This window comes from Enterococcus gallinarum NBRC 100675, from assembly GCF_001544275.1.
In the GTDB taxonomy this organism is placed as follows: domain Bacteria; phylum Bacillota; class Bacilli; order Lactobacillales; family Enterococcaceae; genus Enterococcus_D; species Enterococcus_D gallinarum.
In genome coordinates, this window is the sequence record NZ_BCQE01000006.1 from 1 (window position 1) to 21,039 (window position 21,039).

Here is a 21,039-nt window from a genome sequence, read left to right on the forward strand (position 1 = left end):
AAAAAAAACACAGTGAAGCAATCTTCACTGTGTTTTGAATCAAAAGCCGTTATTGTCAGAAACCTCTTTATACCAACGACCAGATTTTTTAATTGTGCGCTTGGCATCATGATTCAAGTCAACTGAGATGAAGCCATAACGATTTTTATATGCGTTCGTCCAAGACCAGTTATCCATACATGTCCACATATGGTAGCCAACACAGTTGGTACCCTCTTGGATCGCTTGATGAACATACTTCAAGTGTTCTTTAACGAATTCGATTCGATAATCGTCCTCAATGATCCCTTCATCGTTGACAAAACGTTCTTCCCCTTCAACGCCCATGCCATTTTCAGAAATGTAGCATTTGATATTGCCATAATTCTCACGGGTATTGGTCAAGATATCATAAATCCCTTTTTCATAGATCTCCCATCCACGATAAGGGTTCATTTTTTTGTCAGGTTTATCATAATTATCAAAATAATCATCTGGTAATGGACCATTCGTGTGGTCGATCGGTGTTTCTTTTGCCATAATACGACGAGGCTGATAGTAATTGATGCCTAATAAGTCAATCGTGTTTTCTTTGATGATCACTAAATCTTCTGCTTCATGTTCCGGTATCATGTCTAATTCTTTGATGATCGTGACTAATTCTTCAGGGAATGTCCCTTTAACTGCTGGATCCAAAAAGGAACGGTTGAAGAAGGCATCGGCGATTTGGGCTGCTTTAACATCCTCCGGGTTTGTTTCATCTCTCGGATAGCTAGGTGTCAGATTCAAGATAATCCCTATCTCTCCACCCAATTCCAGCGCATGATATTCCTTGATTGCTTTCGCACTCGCTAAGGTTTCATGGAAGCCGGCTTGAACAGCATGCTTCATGTTGATTTCATTTGGATAGTGGAACTGATAGAGATAGCCACCTTCTATCGGAACGATTGGTTCATTATGAGTGAACCATTTTTTGACTTTTGTACCAAACAATTCAAAACAAGTTTTGGCAAAAACGACGTAAGCCTCAACTGTCTCACGACTTAACCAACCGCCTTTTTCCTGCAAGGCCATCGGCATATCAAAATGATACAAGTTGACGAAAGGTTCAATCCCATTTGCAATCAATTCATCGAAATAATCATGATAAAAAGCCACAGCTTCTTGATTAACTTCGCCAGTTCCTGCTGGAATCAAGCGACTCCACTGGATCGATGTCCGAAATGTATTGTGTCCTGTTTCTTTCATCAGTTGAATATCTTCTTTATACCGCTTATAGACTTGGGATGTTTTTTCGGGTCCTACACGGTCAAAGAATTTTCCTGGTTCTTGTTCATACCAGTAATCCCAAATACTGGATCCTTTTTTGTCTCCTGGAAAAGTTCCTTCTGTCTGAGGACCACTGGCAGCAGAACCCCACCAGAATCCTTCTGGAAATTGATACGTCATCTTTTTTACACTCCCTATTCATGCTTGATACCGTAATCATAAAGGAAGCACTACCAAAAATCAATCTTTTTATTGACTAATGTATAGACATTTAAAATAAAACGTGATACATTATGAATTGTAATCGATTGCAAAAAGTTGTTAGGAGTGATTTTTAATGAACGGTTTTATGGATAAAATATCTGAAAAAATCTTGCCGCTAGCCAATGCGTTAGGGCAAAACCGCTACCTCACTGTATTACGAGATGCGTTCATGCTTTCTTTTCCCATTACGATGTTTGGTTCAATCGTAGTGGTTATCAACAATCTGCCTTTTTTCAATGATGCAACGAAAGGCACTCTAAGTACCCTGTTTGGTAATGGACAAAATGCAACAATGAGCATCATGACAGTTTTTGTTACTTTTGGTATCGGCTATTATTTGTCTAAGTCTTATGATGTTGAAGGGATCTTTGGAGGCGCTGTATCTTTTGCAAGCTTTTTGATTCTAACCCCATTTTTCATGACTACAGAATCAGGTGAAACAATTACTGGCGTGCTATCTCTTGATCGATTAGGTGCCAAAGGTATGTTCATCGGAATGATCGCTGCCTTCTTAGCTGCTGAGATTTATTGTCGCGTCACAAAACGCGGTTGGCAAATCAAAATGCCTGATGGGGTGCCACCTGCAGTAACGAAGTCATTTGCTGCTTTGATTCCAGCGATCGTTACGCTAACCATCTTTTTGATGATCAATGCAATCATGACCGGCGTCTTCCATGCGAACCTTCATGATGTAATCTATGAATTGATTCAAAAACCGTTAACAGGTCTTGGCAGCAGCTTACCTGCTACACTATTGGCACTATTCTTGGTTCAGTTCTTATGGTTCTTTGGTCTTCATGGGCAAATCATTGTCAACTCTGTCATGGATCCTATCTGGAACACATTGATGTTGGATAATTTGGAAGCCTATCAAAATGGCGAAGCATTACCCCATATCGTGACGAAACCATTCATGGAAACTTTCACGGTTGGTTTAGGGGGTTCTGGAATGACGCTAGCTGTTGTAATTTTGATGGCTTTTGTCCTAAAGAAAAAACAATACCGCGATGTTGGTCGTTTGGCTCTTGCTCCTGGTATCTTCAATGTAAATGAACCTGCTATTTTCGGAATGCCGATCGTACTGAATGCAACGATTTTGATTCCTTGGGTAGTAGCACCTCTAGTGGTGACAACTTTCAATTACCTTGTGATGGCAGCTGGTCTAGTTCCAGCACCAACTGGTGTGTCCGTACCTTGGACCGTGCCAGTGATCGCTAGCGGTGTGTTAGCAACCAACTCTTGGTTAGGTGGCTTGCTGCAAGTCATTGATGTAGTACTTGTTGGTATGATCTGGTATCCATTCTTGCGTATTTTGGATCGTCAACAAGAAGCTTCAATCAGTTAAAACAAAAAGACTGGCAGGCCAATCAACCTGTCAGTCTTTTATTTTAAAAAAAGGCAATTTACTGATTCGGATTGTCGAAATCGCTTTTTTCAGCTATACTCTTTGCGAGGTGAGGAGATGCCAAAATATCAAGAAATTGCCAATATTTTAAGAACAAGAATCAGAAATAAAACCTATCCTCCAGATAGTTTATTACCTAATCAAATAGATCTTGTTGAAGAGTTCCAAGTGAGCCGCATGACCATCAAAAAAGCGATTGGGATTCTCTCTATGGAAGGACTCGTCTATTCTCAGCGAGGAGCTGGAACTAAGATTTTGAATCATCCTTTCGTGGATCGAGATACGACAACATTAACGGAATATGTCGGCTTATCCACTGAAATGCGCAAAGCAAATCGGCCATTGACTAGTGAAGTCATTGATTTTCAAGTGGCTTTTCCGAACAAGGAGATCCAAGAAAAACTGATGCTGACAGAAGAACAACCCGTCTATAAGATCATTCGTCTGCGAATTTTAGAAGGCAAACCATTTATTCTGGAGCATACGTACATGCCGGTCCATTTAGTTCCTAATCTAAAACGTTCTCACTTGGAAACTTCTATCTATCAGTATGTAAAAGAAGAACTAGGCATTCAATTTGTCGGTGCTTATCGGACGATTTCTGCGGATAAAAGCTCGTTATATGATCAGAAATATCTGGCTTGCGATCCAACCGATCCTGTATTAGAAATTCAACAAATCGTTTACCAAAAAAATGGCTCACCGATCGAATACTCCCGCAGTCGCAACCGTTATGATACGCGGGTATATTCCTATTTAGACGTTCAACGATAATAAACAGCCAAAGCGACGCAGCATATCTAGACAAAGAAAAACCAAAGATAAGAGAGCGATTTTTTCGATCTTTGGATATAGTCTTATTTACTGCTCGCTTTGACTGTTTTTATTTATTGGTTCATTGTTTTTATATCTCTCTTTTCGCCTTTCATCAGATAGAAAGTAAACGATAAGGAGTGTCTTTTAACGCAGCTGTCAATGCTTGCCCTGTGGCATCGCCTGTGACGGTGGCGGTTTTCTCGTTCAAATCAACTGTAACTTCGGTAACACCGACTACTTGAGCAAGCGTTTCTTGTACCGTTTTTGCACAGCCTTCGCATTTCATGCCCTCTATTTGATAGGTCTTTTTCATTTGAATCCTTCTTTCCACTATTTTTCTACTTTATGACTGATTTTTCACTACTCGTTTGCTAACTGGTGTGAATCGTTTCAAGCGTAGCGCATTCAATAAGACGGAAACGGAACTAAAACTCATGGCTGCCCCTGCAATCATCGGATTCAAAAGCGGTCCGCCAAAAAGATGCAGTAACCCCATGGCAACAGGGATTCCCAAAACATTATAAGCAAATGCCCAGAAAAGATTTTCTTTGATATTCTTGATGGTTGCTCGACTCAATTCCACTGCAGTCGGCACATCCATCAAGTCACTACGCATCAACACGATATCTGCAGATTCAATGGCGACATCCGTTCCTGAGCCAATGGCGATACCGACGTCTGCTTTGGCTAAAGCTGGTGCATCATTGATTCCGTCACCTACCATGGCAACTTTTTGTCCAGTTTGCTGCAGTTCTGCCACTTTAGCCGCCTTATCTTCTGGCAGCACATCACTAATGACTTCATCGATACCTACTTGATCAGCAATGGCTTGTGCTGTTCGCGAATTATCCCCTGTGATCATCGCCACTTTGATACCCATTTGATGCAGACGTTCAATGGCTTGTGCGCTGCTTTTTTTCACCGTATCGGCCACAGCAATCAACCCAATCAATGCGCCGTCCATGGCAACATACATTGGTGTTTTCCCTTGTTTTGCTAAGCCTTCGGCAGATGCAATTACAGATGAGACATCTATTTGTTTTTGATCCATCAACTTTTTGTTTCCTAACAGCACGTCTTTTCCATCCAATCTTCCCGTGATTCCATGACCAGGGACGGCTTGGAAATGACTAACTGAAGAAAATGTTAATTTCTGTTGTTTGGCAGCGGCTACGATAGCTTCTCCCAGTGGATGCTCCGATCCATCTTCTGCAGAAGCTGCTAGCTGCAAGACCGTTTCTTTCGTATGTTCGCCATAAGGTAAAAGATCTGTCACAACTGGTTTTCCTTCTGTGATCGTCCCGGTTTTGTCAAAAACGATCGTTGTGATGTTGCGAGTCGTTTCTAATGCATCACCGCTTTTAATCAATACGCCATTCTCGGCGCCTTTCCCAGTTCCCACCATGATTGCCGTTGGTGTTGCTAATCCTAAGGCACAGGGGCAGGCAATGACTAATACCGAAATAGTGATCGTCAGTGCAAAAATCCACGACTCTTGCCCGAAGAAAAACCATGCCAGTCCTGCTAGTAACGCTAAGCCAATCACGATCGGAACAAAAACACCCGAAACTTTGTCAGCTAATCGTGCAATTGGGGCTTTCGAACCTTGGGCATCTTCCACTAGCTGGATGATCTGTGCCAGAGTGGTATCCTTGCCAACTTTTGTTGCCTGATAGCGAAACGTACCCGTTTTATTGATACTCGCTCCAACAACTGAATCACCAGGTTGTTTCTCCACCGGAAGGCTCTCTCCGGTGATCATTGACTCATCCACTGCTGAATGTCCTACTATCAGTTGTCCGTCCACAGGAATTTTTTCACCGGGGCGAACAATCACAATGTCGCCAGCCACGACTTGCCCGACTGGCACTTCCATTTCTGAATCATTTTTTAAGATCCGAGCAGTTTTTGGTGCTAAATCCAATAATTTCTTGATGGCTTCAGAGGTCTTGCCTTTTGATACCGATTCAAGGTATTTGCCTAGTGTGATTAATGTGAGGATCACCGCAGCTGATTCATAGTATAAATGCATCGCAAAATGCGTCTCTCCTAAATAAACCATGACCGTTCCATACAAACTGTATAAAAAAGCAGCACTGGTTCCTAACGCCACCAGAGAGTCCATATTAGGATGCCCTTTGAACAACGCTTTGAAGCCATTGCTAAAAAAAGCATCGCCAAAGATCATGACAGGGAGCACAAGGATCAATTGTGTACTAACAAATGCTACAGGCTGTGTCATAGGGTTCAAAAAGGAAGGGAGCGGCAGACCGATCATTTCGCCCATTGCTAAATAAAATAATGGCACGGTAAAAATGGCAGACAACCAAAATCGTTGCCATAACTTTTGAATTGGGTCTTTCTTTGCCGATTGCGGCTCCGCAGTTTTTTCGCCAAAAGCTTGATATCCTGCTTTAGCTACTGCCTCTTCGATGGTAGCTGTATTAAGTTGCTGCTTGTCGTAACGAACTGTCAATTTTTCCGTGGCTAAATTCACAGTAGCCGTTTGAACACCTGCAAGTTTGTTCACGGCTTTTTCAACCGTCTGGGCACAAGAAGCACAGGTCATTCCTTCAATCTGGAATGTTGCTTGCTGCTGATTTCCTATAAGAGAGTAGCCGGCATCGGCTACTGTTTTTGCTAAGAGTTGTTCATCTACCTGAGTTTCATCGTAGCGAACGTGAAGTTTTTCCGTCGCCAAATTGACGGAGGCTTCTTCGATACCTGTGACTTTGCTGATGGCCTTCTCGACCGTCTGGGCACAAGAGGCACAGGTCATTCCTTCGATTGCATAGTTTCCTTCAGCCATTTTTATTCCTCCTTAATGAAATATCGTACTGGGTTCCTCAAATAAGCGAGGGAGGTTACCTTTTGATTACAACTGTAATCTCTACTCTTCTACTTTACCTCCACCGTTTACATTTGTCAACGATTTTCATTCTACAAAAAAAGTACGCTTCTTTTTTAGAAACGTACTTTTTATTTTGCTATGAATTAACTATTTTGTCCATTGGTCTTGATCACTTCTTGATACCAATAGAAGCTATCTTTTTTATAACGGGTCAAACTACCGTCTTGATTTTCGTCTTGATCGATATAAACGAAACCATAACGTTTTTGGTAGCCATTCAACCAGCTTAATAAATCAGTAAACGACCAAGTACAATACCCTAACACTTCCGCGCCATCACTGATGGCTTCTTTGATTGCATGCACATGGCTTGAAAGATAGTCGATGCGGTATTGATCATGAATCTGATGATCGTCTGTCAACTTGTCATATTCGCCAAGTCCATTTTCTGTGATCATCACCGGGATCCGATAGCGACTAGTGATACGGCGTAACGCCACTCGCAACCCTTGAGGATCAATTTCCCAATCCCAATTGGTACGATCAACAAATGGATTTTCGACTTTTTTGAACATACCAGGTGTTCCTGTTTCTTCTGAACTGCCTTTTTCTCCAGTTGTATTCATTTTACCAGCGCCTACTCCATCTAACGGATTTGCTGCGTTAGTGGCAGTTTGGTAATAATTAATTCCTAAGAAATCCGGTTTTGCCGAACGCAACAGTTCCATATCTCCTGGCTCAATCGTTGGCGCGATCCCCTGTTCTTTCAAGAAGTTCATTGCTGCGATCGGATATTCGCCCCATAGGTAGACATCCATCCAATAATGCGCCATCAAATCTTCCGCATTTTCTGCTGCCAAAATATTTTTGGGATCACTGTCGATCGGGTAGTTTGGCGTATAAGCAAAACTAGGTCCGATTTTACCCGGAATCTCCATCTCATGAAATGTATTGATTACAGAAGCATTGGCTAAGTTGGCAATATGATTCACTTCATACATCCGCTTTGGATCAGTGACACCTGGCGGATGAGCAGCCAATAAATAACCTAATGAGGTAAACACATTTTGTTCATTCAGACTGACCCAGTATTTGACTTTGCCGCGAAATGCTTCGAAAAGTGTCGCAGCATAATTTGTAAAGTCTTCAATGATTTGGCGAGATTCCCAACCACCGTAAGCTTCTTGTAACGCTTTAGGCAAGTCCCAATGATAGAGCGTAACCATTGGTTCGATCCCTGCAGCAAGCAGTTCATCGATCAAAGCCAAGTAGAAATCTAGTCCCGCTTGATTGACTTCTCCTCGGCCTTCTGGAAAAATCCGTGTCCAAGCGACAGAAAAGCGGTAGGTTTTCAGCCCTTGTTCTTTCATCAATGCCACATCTTCTTTGAATCGATGGTAATGATCGACTGCGACATCCCCATTTGTTCCTTTAAATGTTTTTCCAGGAATGCGCACAAAATCATCCCATACAGATGCGCCTTTCCCATCTTCTTGCCAAGCCCCTTCGACTTGGTACGCTGCAGACGCAGAGCCCCATAAGAAATCTTTGGGGAAATCTTTTAATTGTTTATGAAACACACAGGTTCCCTTCTTTCTTTCGATAATTCAGAATGTTTCCTTTCTAAGTATACCGATAAAAAAGCGGTTTGTCATGGAAACGCTGCATAATTTTGTAACTGCTTGCTTGAAAAAAAGCACCTGCGACGAGAGGCCTGCAAAAAACTGCATATCCTAGTCATTGTGTAATTCTGCGATTCAATAAATCTTCGTTGCAACTAGACGCAAATACCGATTGTTCTGCTACTGTGCTTGGACCTCTAGTCCAGCTGTTAAGCTGCTACTTCATAGATCCTAGCTATTCGTTGTTTATTCATCAAACTGTGCTTGGTAAAGGGCTGCATATGCACCTGCTCTGGCTAATAATTCGTCATGCGTCCCTTGTTCGACGATATTCCCGTTTTGGACCACTAAAATCACATCTGCGTGACGGATAGTGGAGAGACGATGAGCGATCACAAAGGACGTTTTGCCTTTCATCAGCTCAGTCATTGCCGTTTGGATCAACCCTTCGGTCTGGGTATCAACATTTGATGTGGCTTCATCTAAAATCAAGAGATCCGCATCCAAAAGCATCGCACGAGCAATGGTCAAAAGCTGCTTTTGTCCTTGAGAAATCCCGCCACCATCTTCTGTGATCAGAGTGTCATACCCTTTTGGCAATTGTTGAATGAACTCATGGACATGGGCTGCTTTAGCCGCTGCTTCTACCTCAGCAAGAGTCGCGGATGCTTTGCCATAGGCCAGGTTTTCAAAGACAGTTCCAGTAAATAACCAAGTATCCTGCAGCACCATCGCATAGCTTTTGCGCAAGCTGCTGCGGGTCGCTTTTTTGATGTCCTGTCCATCTAAACGAATCACTCCTTGATCCGGATCATAAAAACGCATCAAGAGATTCACGATCGTGGTCTTACCTGCCCCGGTTGGACCAACGATAGCGACTAAACTTCCTGGAGCAACTTCCAGCGATAGGTCCTTAATGATCATGCGATCCTTTTGATACCCAAAGGAGACATGATCCAATTGGATACACCCGGTTACTTCTGTAAACTCATAGGCATCAGGAACATCGGAGACTTCCGGTTCTTCATCCAATAAGCGAAAGATCCGTTCTGCTGCTGCCAATGCGGATTGCAAATCGCTAAAGATATTGGCCAGCTCATTGATCGGTCCAGAAAATTTACGAGAGTACAACACGAAGGAGGAGACGCTTCCTAAAGAGAGACGGCCGAATAAAAATAGCAGTGCGCCAAAAACACTGATCAGTGACAACGAAACATTGTTGATAAAGTTGATGGACGGTCCCGTCATACTGCCATAATATTCTGCATTGTAATAAGAGGAAACTGCGGCCTGATTTTTTTCATCAAATCGTTCAATGATCGGTTCTTCTTGGTTATAGATCTTAATCGTTTGCTGACCGGAAAGAATTTCTTCTACAAATCCGTTCAATTCCCCTAGCTTTCGCGAACGTCGCCGAAATAATGGCTGAAATTTCTTCATTAAATAACGAGTCAATAGAACCGAAGCAGGCACTGTCACTACAAAAATCAAAACGAGCACTGGAGAGATCAGCAACATCATAATAAACGAACCAACAATGGTAACTAAGCTACTCAGCACTTGGATGGCATCACTAGCTAATGATGTATTGATCGTATCGACATCATAACTGATTCGACTAATGATATCGCCTGTTTGGACACGATCAAAGTAGCCGATCGGCAATTCAGAAATTTTGTCGAAAATCGCTTTGCGCATGGACTGGACGACACGTTGACTCAGACGGATCATCAATAATGAGATCAGATAACTTAACACCGCTGAACAAAGATAAAAAGCAATCATCCATCCGCAATAAAAGAAGACCCGGTGAAAAATGACTTTTCCTGGTCCTGGCTGAATCGCATCGATGGCATAACCGGAAAGCAGTGGACCTACTAAGGAAAACAGGTTGCTAGCCATCATTAAAACTGCTGATAATAGAAGAAGCCATTTCGTTTCATATAAATAGTGCCAGAGACGCTTCACAGTTTTTTTCGTCTCTTTTGGTTTTTCGGCGACTGTCTTGCTAGGCATTGATTTTCCCTCCTGTCTGTCCATGATAGATTTCCTGATAGATGGTATTCGTCGCCAGTAATGTAGCATGATCGCCGAATCCACTCATGCGGCCATTTTCCAACACAAGAATCTTATCTGCATGCTGGATCGAACTGATTCGTTGTGCAATCAAAATCGTCGTTGTGTCCGCAAATTGTTGTTTAAGTACTTGGCGTAGTTTGGCGTCTGTCTGATAATCCAATGCACTGGCTGAATCATCCAGGACTAAAATTTGTGGTTCACCAGCTAATGCACGGGATAGGAGGACTCGTTGCTTTTGACCACCGCTTAGATTGCTTCCTTTCGCATGAAGTTCATAGGCCAGTTGTTGTGGCAACTGCTGGATAAATTCCTTTGCTTGTGCCCTAGCGGCAGCTTCTTCGATTTGTTCTTTTGAAAAGCGGCGCCCAAAATCAATATTTTCTTCGATCGTATCAGCAAAAAGGACGTCTTTTTGCAAAACAATGCCAAAATATTGGTGCAGCTCTTCGGGATCCAGTGAACGGATATCACGGCCATTGATGCGGATCTGTCCGTTGGTCGGATCGTACAAACGCAGCAGTAAGCGTACAATCGTTGATTTACCACTGCCGGTAGCTCCGATGATTCCTAACGTCTGTCCCTTGACTAGAGAAAAATCGATTTCCTTCAGAACGGAAGTACCATTAGGATAAGTAAAGGAAACGTGGTCAAATACAATGTGTGCTTCTTCGTCTCTTGCCGGAAGGGGAACGACCTTCATATCCTGTGGCAGGCGCAGTACAGCTTGAATACGGTCTGCGGAAGCCAAACCTTTTGAGACGATCACGAAAATTCGCGTGATGCTTAGCATCGCATTGAGAATGATCGTAAAGTAGGTGAGAAAAGCAATAATCACCCCTGGCTGCGTCAACCCGGCATTCACCCGATAAGCACTCACCAAAATCACCAATGTCAATCCCGCATTCAGAAAAAAATCCATTAAAGGTGGTGTGGCAGCCATCGTCCGGTTCGCCCTTGTTTCTGCCGCAACGACTGACTGATTGACTCGCTGAAATCGTTGTTTTTCATAGTCTGCTTTCGATAATGCTTTGATCACACGAGCACCCGTCACATTTTCCCGGACGGTGCGAACTAGCGTGTCTACTCGCTTTTGCAATTGGGCAAACAAAGGAATCCCTCGCTTAGAAATAATAACGGCGGCAACTAATGTGAATGGTAAAACCCCAACTAATACGAATGTCAGCACCGGATCTAAGGTTGCTGTGATCAACACTCCTCCTAATAAGAGGATCGGCGCCCGAATGCCAAGTCGTTGGATCATGCCTACCGTTTGATGAATATTGTAAGTATCCGTAGTCAACCTTGAAACCAGCGAAGGAATACCGACTTGCTCGATCTGCGGAATCGATAGATAGGCCACTTTGGCAAAAAGATCATGACGTATGTTGCCAGTAGCGTCTCTGGCAACACTGGAAGCCATTCGATTAGCAAGAATATTGGTTACAACAGCAATCACAGAACACAGCAGCATCACACCACCCCACAAGAAAATGGCGGAAACATTTTTTGTAGGAATGATCGCATCAATGATATAGGCTAAGATCCATGGCAACAGCAGATCCATCAAAGACCCAAAAAACTTGATACTGACCCCGAGAGACATACGCCCAATATACGGGCGCAAATATTTTTTTAGTAACTTCACTGAACCTCATCTTCTTTCTTTAAAGCACGCTGCGAGTTTTCTTTTACTAGTTGCAGATCTGCCAGCAATTTTTGCTGTTCTGCTTCAGAAAACCCTTCTAAGACTTGTTCGTTCCACTGTTTCAACAATTTTTGGAGGATAGGTTGCATCGCCAATGCTTTTTCAGTTGGATAAACAAGCTGTCGCCGCCCATCCAAACTGCTCGTTTGCCGACGAACATACCCTTTTTCTTCTAAGACTGCTAATTGGCGAGCAACATTGCTTTTATTGACAAAAATCAACTGACCTAAAGCTTCTTGACTGATCCCAGGGTTACGACAGACATTTAAAATGTACGCATGATGCATGGGCCCTAACCCATATTTTTTTAGTTCCCTTTCCCGGTACAATGCGGCTAAACGGGCAATGTGGTTAATTGAACGAATGATTGACTCCATAATTTTTCTCCTTTACATGCAGTAAGGTAAATACAGTAGGTTCAGTATAAAGATAATTAGTTGCGCACGCAACTAAATTCTCAAAAATTTTTTTACTTAAAAAATCTTAAACGACAAAGAAGCAGCTAGAGTGTTGCACACCACAGCTGCTTCTTTGTCGTTTAAGTCAGTTAATCATTCATTGCTGTCGACAAAAAAGCCGCCGACAACCGTTTTCTTGATCATTTTTGGCGTCTAACTGCAGCAAACAGCTGCCGTTTTTTCCAAAGAAAACCGAGAGCCAATAAGACCCATGCAGCCATTGTCAACCACAGTCCCCAGTCAAAATACCACGGCGCATCATAATCCACGATCAGCTCATTGAGCCCTGTCTGTTGCTTAACAGTCACTGCCCCTATCGTACTCACTTTGATGTCAGAACGCTTCAATGGCTGTCCGTTAAGCTGTAAGGTCGTTCGTTGGTAATTGATGACCGGCAACGCCTTCCAGCTAGAATCTTCTCCTTGCCAGCGCAAAATCAACTGTCCATTAACAACCGCTTTTTGCACTGTCGTATTCTGCTTGATGATTTGTTCCCCGTAAGCATCGTATTTATTTTCCTTTGTGTCACGATAGATGGGAACATAATCGGGGGTTGACCGTTGGAACAGCACCAGTGCCTTCGCTTTGTCTGGACTGAAATAAGCCTCTTTCAGCGTCTGCTGATCAGAAACAAACAGATAGGAGTGGTTTCTGATTTTCACCGCGGAATCACTGGACTGCCACTCACTCATCTTAGTACTGGTTTGAAACATAATCTGGCCCACACTGACAACTAAAAGCAAAATCAGCCAAATCGGCCGATTCAGACGGCTATCCGCTAAATAGGGCCGCAAAAGACACAAACCTGCAAGAATCAGCACTGTCGCAGGGACAAAAAAGCGAAACGGAAATTGGATCAGTTCAATCAATGGATTTTCGAGACTAGATAACCATTGCCATGGCAAATAGTTAGACGATAACAGGAAAAAAATGCCGGCAACGACAGTCAACAGCTTCAATCCATTGGGGATCTCTTGCCATTTTTTTAAAGCTCCGGCAAAAAATAGCCCACAGACCAATGGGAAAAGGTAGGGCGATGTCCACCAGTAACTGCTGGTACCCGTAATCGTATTTCGCTCCATGTGATGATTGACGAATGGTGGTAGTAACTGATTGCTTTGATAAAGATCAAGCATTGCCAGCCAAATATTGGCAGTCAACAGCAGAAAAATTCCAATGGCGGCGAATAAATGAAGCAAGAGCCGCTTTTTATCTTGGCTTTTCAAAAAAGTGCGCAAAAAGAAAGGAATATAGATCAAAACCAATAAAATACTCGAAAAAACATGGATTTGAAACAGCGCAGCTACTGACACGCCCACAGCAAACGGACGGATCCGTTGAAAACGCGTCATGTCGATCAATGGAATAAGACAAAAAGGCAATATTGCTGCTCCCCAAGCCGAAAACCCTTGTCGTTCGACCCAATATTGGATCGAATACGTGGTCATAAAAAGGATGCCCATGCCTACAGATAACCAGCCCGAAACTTTCAATTTTCGCAGCAACGTGTACATTGACGTTCCTGCTAAAAGGTACAACAATCCATTCGATAAGAGTTGGTATTGGAACCAAGAACGACTGATCAAAACTAATAATCCTTGAAAATAGGCAAAAAATGGTCCATACAATGCATTGACAATCCGACCAGATTGCTGAAAACCATAAATGGAAAGAAAGTATTGATAGTTCCCTTCTTTGATTTGCTGGCTCGTCTCATAAAAACGATTAAAATGAAAGACGGCATCCGAACCTAAAATCAAGCCACGCCCGAACAATTGCGGCAACAATAGCAGCATGCTTACACAGAAAATAACGAGCAATTGCAGAACTGTCGGCTTGAATAAAACTGCTTTTTTCACTAAATGACCTCCTTGCAAAACAGTTCTTATTTTTTAGAATAACAGAATTGTCGGATAAGGTAAAAAATAAGCCTTTTTGAAAAGGGTATCATTGTAAAAATTTAATGAAGCATCTCCTAATGGGAGTTAAATTCAACTAGACACAGAAAAACGACAGGTTCAATAACCTTTTATGATAACTTTTTTAGAAAGAGTAGTGATGAAGTGCTTCAACGCAATAAAAAAAGTCGCAAACCCGATGTTTGCGACTTTGACCGGCTGAAAACAGCATGTCGTTGTTTTTTCTATATACATACTTGCTTTTGCTACCGTTAGCAAGCTGGTGGTAGACTTGATCAAGCAGATTGGGTAATGGCCTGCCAACTTTCTAATAACTCGCTCAGCAGTTCCGCAACAGCTTGGGCAGGAGCCACTTCTTTTTTGATATTGGCTTCAATCAGCTGCTGATACATGTATTCATACAACGTTGCAAGACCTTCAGCAATCTCGCCGCCTTGTTTTTCGTCTAACGACGTACGCAGCTCCAACAAAATATTTTGTGTTTTTATAAAGTGTTCATGGGCTTTTGCTAGTTCTTGTTTTTCAATCGCTAACTGGGCCAACTTGATATTCTTGATTGCTGCCTGCAAAAGCATTTCGATCAATTTGTTAGGAGACGCGCTCATCACTTGATTCTTTAAATAATTTGATTGCATTTGCTGATAATTCATTTTCTTTCCCTCACTAATAGTCGAATTCGACAAATCCAGCAACATCTTCCTGCTGCAGATAGGTTTTTACCAAATTGTTTTGTCGATTCAAACGTCCCAGTTCTTGTTTAATCAGTGTCTGTTGCGCTTGCACTTGCGTAAGAAATGTTTGATACGCAGCCACGACCTTTTCAACTAGGGCTTGTGTCTGTTTTGTGCGAGTCGGAGTATCTGTCAGAGTTGCTAAAAGCTCAGCATTGGTTGCCAGCAGTGCTTCTGCTTGCTCCACTTCACCGTTCCAATCCGTCAACCCTTGTAAAATACGTGTTAATCGTTCGTCCAGTGTAGGCAGGCTATTTTCCATTCCACTCTTCCTCTCTCAAGTCCTATTTTGCTGTAAATTGACTCGCAAGATATTCCAATTGGCTTTCTGCTTGCATCATGACAGCATCTAATTTTGTAAACATCGTTATATATCGCTCTTTTTTCATAGCTAGGATTTCATCAAAGCGCGTGATTTGTCTATTTAGATCTTTGATGGTGGAATCGTAAGTGGCTGATTTTGTAGCGATGACCCCTTTATTGGTAGAAGTATTAACAACATAACTGTTGACTAACTCCTTGATCGCTAATGTATAGCCAGATTCTGTCGTTGAAGTGGCCCCGTCGCTGTCTTTGCTTTTGGTCTTTTCATAAAAGAAATCTTTGATCGCTGAAGGATCTTCTTCTAAAGCTTTCTTGAATTTCTCACTATCAAAGCCTAAAGTGCCGTTATTGTCGATTGTCGAAATTCCCAGATCATTCGGTTTGAGATCTGAACCTTTGACAGAAGGGATCGTGATCAAATTACGTAATTGGGTTTGAAGCCGAGTCAGCGCAGTATCGCCAGCCAACGCGCCCGTCTTGTTGTTTTCACTGCTAGGATCACCAACAGATAGATTTTCACCAATAAAGCTCATTAAGCTGTTGTATTGATCAACTAATCCTTGTACCGCGTCTACCAATTTAGAAGTGTCGTTGGTCAAAGATAATTTTACGGATTCGTCGCTGACCTTGGATAGTGTCAGTGTTGCACCATCGATTACGTCGCTGACCGTGTTGCTGTCACGAGTGATCTCCATACCGTCTAACTCAAAAATAGCTGATTGCCCTTGCGTCGTTTTCGCAGTGGAACCGATCCCTAGACTTTCTGCAACATCACCAGAGATAGTAAAATTTTTGTCCCCCATTTTGGTATTGGTCAATACTAACTGGTTATCGATAATATTGGCACTCACAGAGGAATTTTTGCTTTGTTTATTGATTTTATCTGCAATGTCTTTTAGTGAATCTTCACTAGTGATCTCAATATCTACCGTGATAGGCTTGCCGTCTTTGTCTACTTCGGAACTTGTCAAAGAAAGCGTGCCTTCGACATTCAATGCAGATTTGCTATTATCAGTAACTTTCGTTCCCGTTACTTTAGTAGCAGTAGCTAACTGCTTTACCTTTAGATCGTAGGAACCTTCCAATGCTTCGGCTGTTCCTGAGATAGACGCTATCCCACTGTTTGACGATGCTGCTTTCTTCGTTTGAAATGCCTCGTCTTTTTGCAGTGCATCGATTTTGTTCAAAAAGTTGGTCAAACGAGTGCTGATGTCGCTCCAGGCAGTCTTTTGCGAGTTGATGGTTTTGATTTGATTCTGGGCGCGGGTTTTATTAATGGCATCTGCTGCCAATAAACTTTCGATATCTTCTGCAGTGATCCCCGAATAACTCCCTAATGTCGTACTGATTCCTGAAGCACTTGTAATACTTGCCATTTCCTCATCCCTTTCTAGTGCGCAACCTTTCAAAGACTTCAGAGATCTATTCTCTAAAGTCTTCAATTACGCTGATCATTTGTTGCACCATAGTGGCGGGCTTTCCAACAAGTTGTTCACTTTTCCTGATTTGGACGATATTCTTCAAAAGTTGTGGTGCAGACAACAGCGACCGTCCAGTCAACTAGCGTTTAACACTGGACCAGCTCTGTGAATTTGCTTGTTTGGTGCCTCTTGATTATGTGAGCGGTCATCCAGCGACCGATGTTCTTAGTGGTGCTATGTAAAGCCAAGGACCCGGCTTCCCCATCTGGTCCTTAGCTGTGATTTCCCCAAAATTATTGAAGTAAGCTCAATACGCTGTTTGGCATTGAATTTGCTTGTGCCAACATAGAAGTTGCTGCTTGAGAAAGGATATTGCTCTTAGTAAAGCTCATCATTTCTTGCGCCATGTCAACGTCACGGATACGTGAGTTTGCTTCAGAAAGGTTTTCTTGCGTTGTACCCAAGTTGTTGATTGTGTGTTCTAGACGGTTTTGAGCCGCACCTAGGTCCGCACGTTGTGCAGAAACAGCTTTGATCGCATTATCGATTTTGCTGATAGTATTTTCATCTGCAATTGCTTTAAGTTCTGCTTTTCCTTCATCAGAATTTTTGTAAGCTTCCAAAGCTGCATCATATGCTTTTTGTGCTGCTGCTTTTGCAGTGTCATCAGCCGCATTGGTAATTGCATCTTTAAGTTCTGTAGCTGTTTTACCAGTACTACCAGAATTATCAATTGCTCCAGTTGCTGCATCATATTTAAGGTTTGTGTTGTCAGTGAAAGCTTTGTTAGTTACTTTCTCTTCATCTCCAGCTTCCTCAAGTTTTAAAGCGTCTACGCCTAATGCCTTGGCACCCATGTCACCGATTTTTACGCTCATTGTTTGGTTTGCATTGGCACCGATTTGGAAGATGAAAGAAGCTTTTTCACCACTTTCTCCACCTTTTAATAAGCTCTTAGTATTGAATTCTGTTGTTGTACTGATACGATCGATTTCGTCAGACAAAGCAGAAAATTCTTTTGAGATTGCTTCACGGTCATCTGTACTCAAAGTTCCGTTTGAACTTTGAACTGCTAGGTCACGCATACGGCCTAAGATGCTGTGTGTTTCATTCAATGCACCTTCAGCTGTTTGGATCAATGAGATACCATCTTGTGCATTGCTTTTCGCTTGAGACAATCCACCGATTTGGCCTTTCATTTTTTCAGAGATAGCTAGTCCAGCAGCATCGTCGCCGGCTTTGTTGATACGCATACCTGAAGATAGTTTTGATAAAGAGTTGCTTTTAGAAGCATTTGCTGCTGTTAAACGAGAGTAAGTGTTTAACGCAGACACGTTTGTATTGATTCTCATTTGATTATTCCTCCTAATTTTTCGCTAAGGTTTCCCTCTGTTTATATGTATCGGAAGAAAAAACCGTTAGTTAAGATAGGGAAATAAAAAAAATCAAAAAAATTTATGCCCCGTATAGACAGCTGCTCTTGAACAAGAGAAACCCACGTTCATTCTTGGTAAACGACAGGATCTAAGAAATCATCTTCTATTGCTCCAGCTATCGTGGGAGTTATTCTTGTTCAATCTGTCAATAAAACTGCTATAGTCAACGATCAAGAAAACATCTTAAACAAAAAACTCTACTTAGCTATTCGTAAATTGCAGCGGAGCATAGCCGCCGGCAACTTCCTTTTCTAAGTAGAGTCCATAGAGTTTGTTGTTCCTCTCCTGCATCTTACGGTGACATCTATAAACGATTATCTAACGTAATCAAGGATCGTCAACTGCATGATTTTTGTTCCCATCGCCAATGTACTTTGGTAAGCAGTCATTTGATTAGAAAACTCCATATACTTTTCCACAAAATCAATATCTTGTTTGTTGGAAAGCGTCTCTGTCAGATTCAGTTTCTCTGTTTCATTACGATCTGAGGCAGCTTCTAGCCGATTGTACAAAGCGCCGATCTGAGAACGCACATTCACAAAATGATTGGCATACTCATCATGTGCTTCCAGCAGTTTGCCCCCTAAAGCTTCTTTATCATCATTACGCAATGCAGACAATAAATCATTGAAATACGTACTTAAATTTTCCGGATCTGACTCTGTTCCGGTTTCCTTCATTAGACGACTGCCGTCGGATAATAGATCGACAGAAACACCATTCGCGATTTCTCGCGGCAAGTCTTTGCTAGTCCCATTGTATTTGATCCCAACGATTTCGCCATCTTCTTTTACGATTTCAAATGGCGGGGTCGTCGTACTGGTACCGCCAAAGATGTATCGGCCATCGTAATTTGTATTCAGTGCTTCTACGATCCCTTCGATTTCTTCTTCAATCTCCGCTTTATTGGCCTTTAACTCATCATCACCATTCGTACCATTGGCAGAAGATTGGATCAACGAACGGATTCGCAGCATCGATTTGCTGACATTGTCTAATGTTGAATCTTGAACTTTTGACCAAGAAATACTGTCTTTGATCGTACTGCCAAATGTTGCGTTCTGATTGATGGATCCAGTTAGATTCATGATCTTAGAGATCAGCAATGGGTTCTCTGATGATTTGCTGACTTCTTTCAGACTAGATAACTGGTTAAGTGTCTTGTGAACATTCGAGGCGTTAGTGCCTAAATTACGAATAAAATCACTATAAGTAATATTATTTGAAATACGCATTTATCTATACTCCTGTCCGATTGATCAAGGTATCCAGCATCTCCGAAACCACAGAAATAATTCGTGCATTTGCCTGGAAGCCTTGTTGAAACCTTATCACGTCAGACATTTCTTCATTGATCGAAACCCCTGAAACGGATTGATTTCTATATTCTAATTGATTTAGCAGTGATAGCTGAGCGCTGGCAGTATTATCTGCTTGCTGTTTTGAGATCCCGTTCTTCGTGACGATACTATTGAAGTAACTGTCACACGTCATACCTGAACCATCTGTTTTGAAGGTAAGTGTGTCGGGATCAAAAGAAGCCATCGTTTCATCTGACAGCGGAAAATCCAATTTTGCATTTCGAAGCTTCGCAATCGCTGCTGCTCGTGAACCATCTCCAGATTCACCTGTTTTACCGGCTTGCAATAAGCTAGGATTATCAATGATACTTTGAGAGACTTTGATCGTACCGGCAGTATCTTCTCCGAATTCAAAGAGACCGGAAGTACTGGATTTTCCATCTGTAAAGATCATATTGACTGCTTTGGCAATGGTTGTGGCAAAATTGTTCAATTCGCTTAAGCGACTGTCAATTTCAGTGACCGAAACTTGCAGACCCCCGATCGATCCTTCTTTGATCGGCAACTCCTCGTAGTTTGTTTGACCGTCTTCTGTTGGCTTATTGATCAAAATCGTCCCTGGAGGGTAGTCCCCACTGATTGTCTCCCGTGGATTCAAGCTGTTACCGTCTTTAGAAACGATGGTTCCTTGCTCGTTTTTACCCATCACTACACTGATCGTATTGCGTTCGTCTGCATTTAGGATCGTTTGGCCGCCAATCGCTACATACCCTCGGCCATATTGGTCAAATGTCGTTTCGATCGGTGCCAAGCTTGAAATATCTTTGAGTAGATTGTCCCGCAGATCCAGTAAGTCATTGGAGGTTTGTCCGTCAGTTGCTAAGGCATAGATCTGTTCATTCAATGATTCTAGCTGTTTGATTTTTTCATTGAAATCCAATGCAGATTTTTCGATGTCATCTACCGTGTCACCTTGCAATTTTTTCATTTGCGAAGACATTTGGTTGATAATGTCAGCCAGGGTACTGCTGTTTTCGAGGACTAGACTTTTGGCCGTTTCTAATTCGGGATTGTTGGCTAGCGCAGTCCAAGAGTCAAACATCGTAGACAGCTGTTTCGATAAACCATTATCTGAAGGCTCATTTAAGATACCTTCCAATTGGCCAAGGATATCTGCTTTTTGGTCATAGTATGTATATTTGGAATTGGCATTTCGTACTTGCCCAATTACAAAATCATCAACAACGCGCTGCACACTGCTAACCTTGACCCCTGTACCGATCGTGCCTGCTCCTGGTAGATAGTAAGGTTGCTGAGTCTGTAGATTGACACGTTGCCGTGAATACCCGTCTGTATTCGTATTGGCGATATTATGGCTGCTCGTTTGTAGTGCTACTTGGTTGGCGCTCATACCGCCAGTAGCGGTTCCAAGTGATCCGAATAATCCTGTCATAAAAGT

The 21,039-nt window shown here is 42.3% G+C and carries 16 protein-coding genes; 2 read left to right on the plus strand and 14 right to left on the minus strand.

Annotated features, from left to right (window positions below; all coding sequences use genetic code 11):
* Positions 1-39: 39 nt before the first annotated feature.
* On the minus strand, positions 40-1,428 hold the full coding sequence (locus tag EG2_RS04160; protein WP_060813646.1) for a glycoside hydrolase family 1 protein: 1,389 nt from the start codon (positions 1,426-1,428) through the stop codon (positions 40-42).
* A gap of 157 nt (positions 1,429-1,585) precedes the next feature.
* Here EG2_RS04160 and celB point away from each other — a divergent pair, with 157 nt between their 5' ends.
* Entirely contained in the window at positions 1,586-2,857 is a 1,272-nt protein-coding gene (celB, locus tag EG2_RS04165; protein ID WP_060813647.1) for a PTS cellobiose transporter subunit IIC, read from the plus strand.
* Between the two features lie 117 nt (positions 2,858-2,974).
* Positions 2,975-3,691 carry a GntR family transcriptional regulator gene (locus EG2_RS04170; protein ID WP_060813648.1) on the plus strand — a complete coding sequence of 239 codons (717 nt, stop codon included), beginning with the start codon at positions 2,975-2,977 and terminating at the stop codon, positions 3,689-3,691.
* Positions 3,692-3,845: 154 nt separating this feature from the next.
* Here the strand turns inward: EG2_RS04170 and EG2_RS04175 are convergent, their stop codons facing one another.
* From EG2_RS04175 to flgK, 13 genes are all read right to left on the minus strand, one after another.
* On the minus strand, positions 3,846-4,064 hold the full coding sequence (locus EG2_RS04175) for a heavy-metal-associated domain-containing protein (RefSeq protein WP_409359863.1): 219 nt from the start codon (positions 4,062-4,064) through the stop codon (positions 3,846-3,848).
* Positions 4,065-4,076: 12 nt separating this feature from the next.
* Positions 4,077-6,542 (minus strand): heavy metal translocating P-type ATPase, encoded by a 2,466-nt coding sequence (locus EG2_RS04180; protein ID WP_060813650.1) that lies wholly within the window; start codon positions 6,540-6,542, stop codon positions 4,077-4,079.
* Between the two features lie 185 nt (positions 6,543-6,727).
* Positions 6,728-8,164 carry a glycoside hydrolase family 1 protein gene (locus EG2_RS04185; RefSeq protein WP_060813651.1) on the minus strand — a complete coding sequence of 479 codons (1,437 nt, stop codon included), beginning with the start codon at positions 8,162-8,164 and terminating at the stop codon, positions 6,728-6,730.
* A gap of 288 nt (positions 8,165-8,452) precedes the next feature.
* Positions 8,453-10,222 carry an ABC transporter ATP-binding protein gene (locus EG2_RS04190; protein ID WP_060813652.1) on the minus strand — a complete coding sequence of 590 codons (1,770 nt, stop codon included), beginning with the start codon at positions 10,220-10,222 and terminating at the stop codon, positions 8,453-8,455.
* Positions 10,215-11,930 (minus strand): ABC transporter ATP-binding protein, encoded by a 1,716-nt coding sequence (locus EG2_RS04195; RefSeq protein ID WP_060813653.1) that lies wholly within the window; start codon positions 11,928-11,930, stop codon positions 10,215-10,217. Before EG2_RS04195 ends, EG2_RS04190 begins: the two co-directional genes overlap by 8 nt.
* On the minus strand, positions 11,927-12,367 hold the full coding sequence (locus EG2_RS04200; RefSeq protein WP_060813654.1) for a MarR family winged helix-turn-helix transcriptional regulator: 441 nt from the start codon (positions 12,365-12,367) through the stop codon (positions 11,927-11,929). Before EG2_RS04200 ends, EG2_RS04195 begins: the two co-directional genes overlap by 4 nt.
* A 221-nt stretch (positions 12,368-12,588) precedes the next feature.
* Positions 12,589-14,307 (minus strand): hypothetical protein, encoded by a 1,719-nt coding sequence (locus EG2_RS04205; RefSeq protein ID WP_060813655.1) that lies wholly within the window; start codon positions 14,305-14,307, stop codon positions 12,589-12,591.
* Positions 14,308-14,642: 335 nt separating this feature from the next.
* Positions 14,643-15,017: a flagellar export chaperone FliS gene (gene fliS, locus EG2_RS04210; RefSeq protein WP_060813656.1), complete on the minus strand. Its 375-nt coding sequence runs from the start codon at positions 15,015-15,017 to the stop codon at positions 14,643-14,645.
* Positions 15,018-15,030: 13 nt separating this feature from the next.
* Positions 15,031-15,360 (minus strand): hypothetical protein, encoded by a 330-nt coding sequence (locus EG2_RS04215; protein ID WP_060813657.1) that lies wholly within the window; start codon positions 15,358-15,360, stop codon positions 15,031-15,033.
* A gap of 22 nt (positions 15,361-15,382) precedes the next feature.
* The gene (gene fliD / locus EG2_RS04220; protein WP_060813658.1) at positions 15,383-16,798 is read right to left on the minus strand and encodes a flagellar filament capping protein FliD; all 1,416 of its coding nucleotides are present in this window, start codon (positions 16,796-16,798) and stop codon (positions 15,383-15,385) included.
* A 338-nt stretch (positions 16,799-17,136) separates the two neighbouring features.
* Complete coding sequence (locus EG2_RS04225; protein WP_060813659.1) at positions 17,137-18,195, minus strand: flagellin N-terminal helical domain-containing protein; 1,059 nt, start codon at positions 18,193-18,195, stop codon at positions 17,137-17,139.
* A 398-nt stretch (positions 18,196-18,593) separates the two neighbouring features.
* Positions 18,594-19,514: a flagellar hook-associated protein FlgL gene (flgL, locus tag EG2_RS04230; RefSeq protein WP_060813660.1), complete on the minus strand. Its 921-nt coding sequence runs from the start codon at positions 19,512-19,514 to the stop codon at positions 18,594-18,596.
* Between the two features lie 4 nt (positions 19,515-19,518).
* Positions 19,519-21,033 carry a flagellar hook-associated protein FlgK gene (gene flgK, locus EG2_RS04235; protein ID WP_060813661.1) on the minus strand — a complete coding sequence of 505 codons (1,515 nt, stop codon included), beginning with the start codon at positions 21,031-21,033 and terminating at the stop codon, positions 19,519-19,521.
* Between the last annotated feature and the right edge of the window lie 6 nt (positions 21,034-21,039).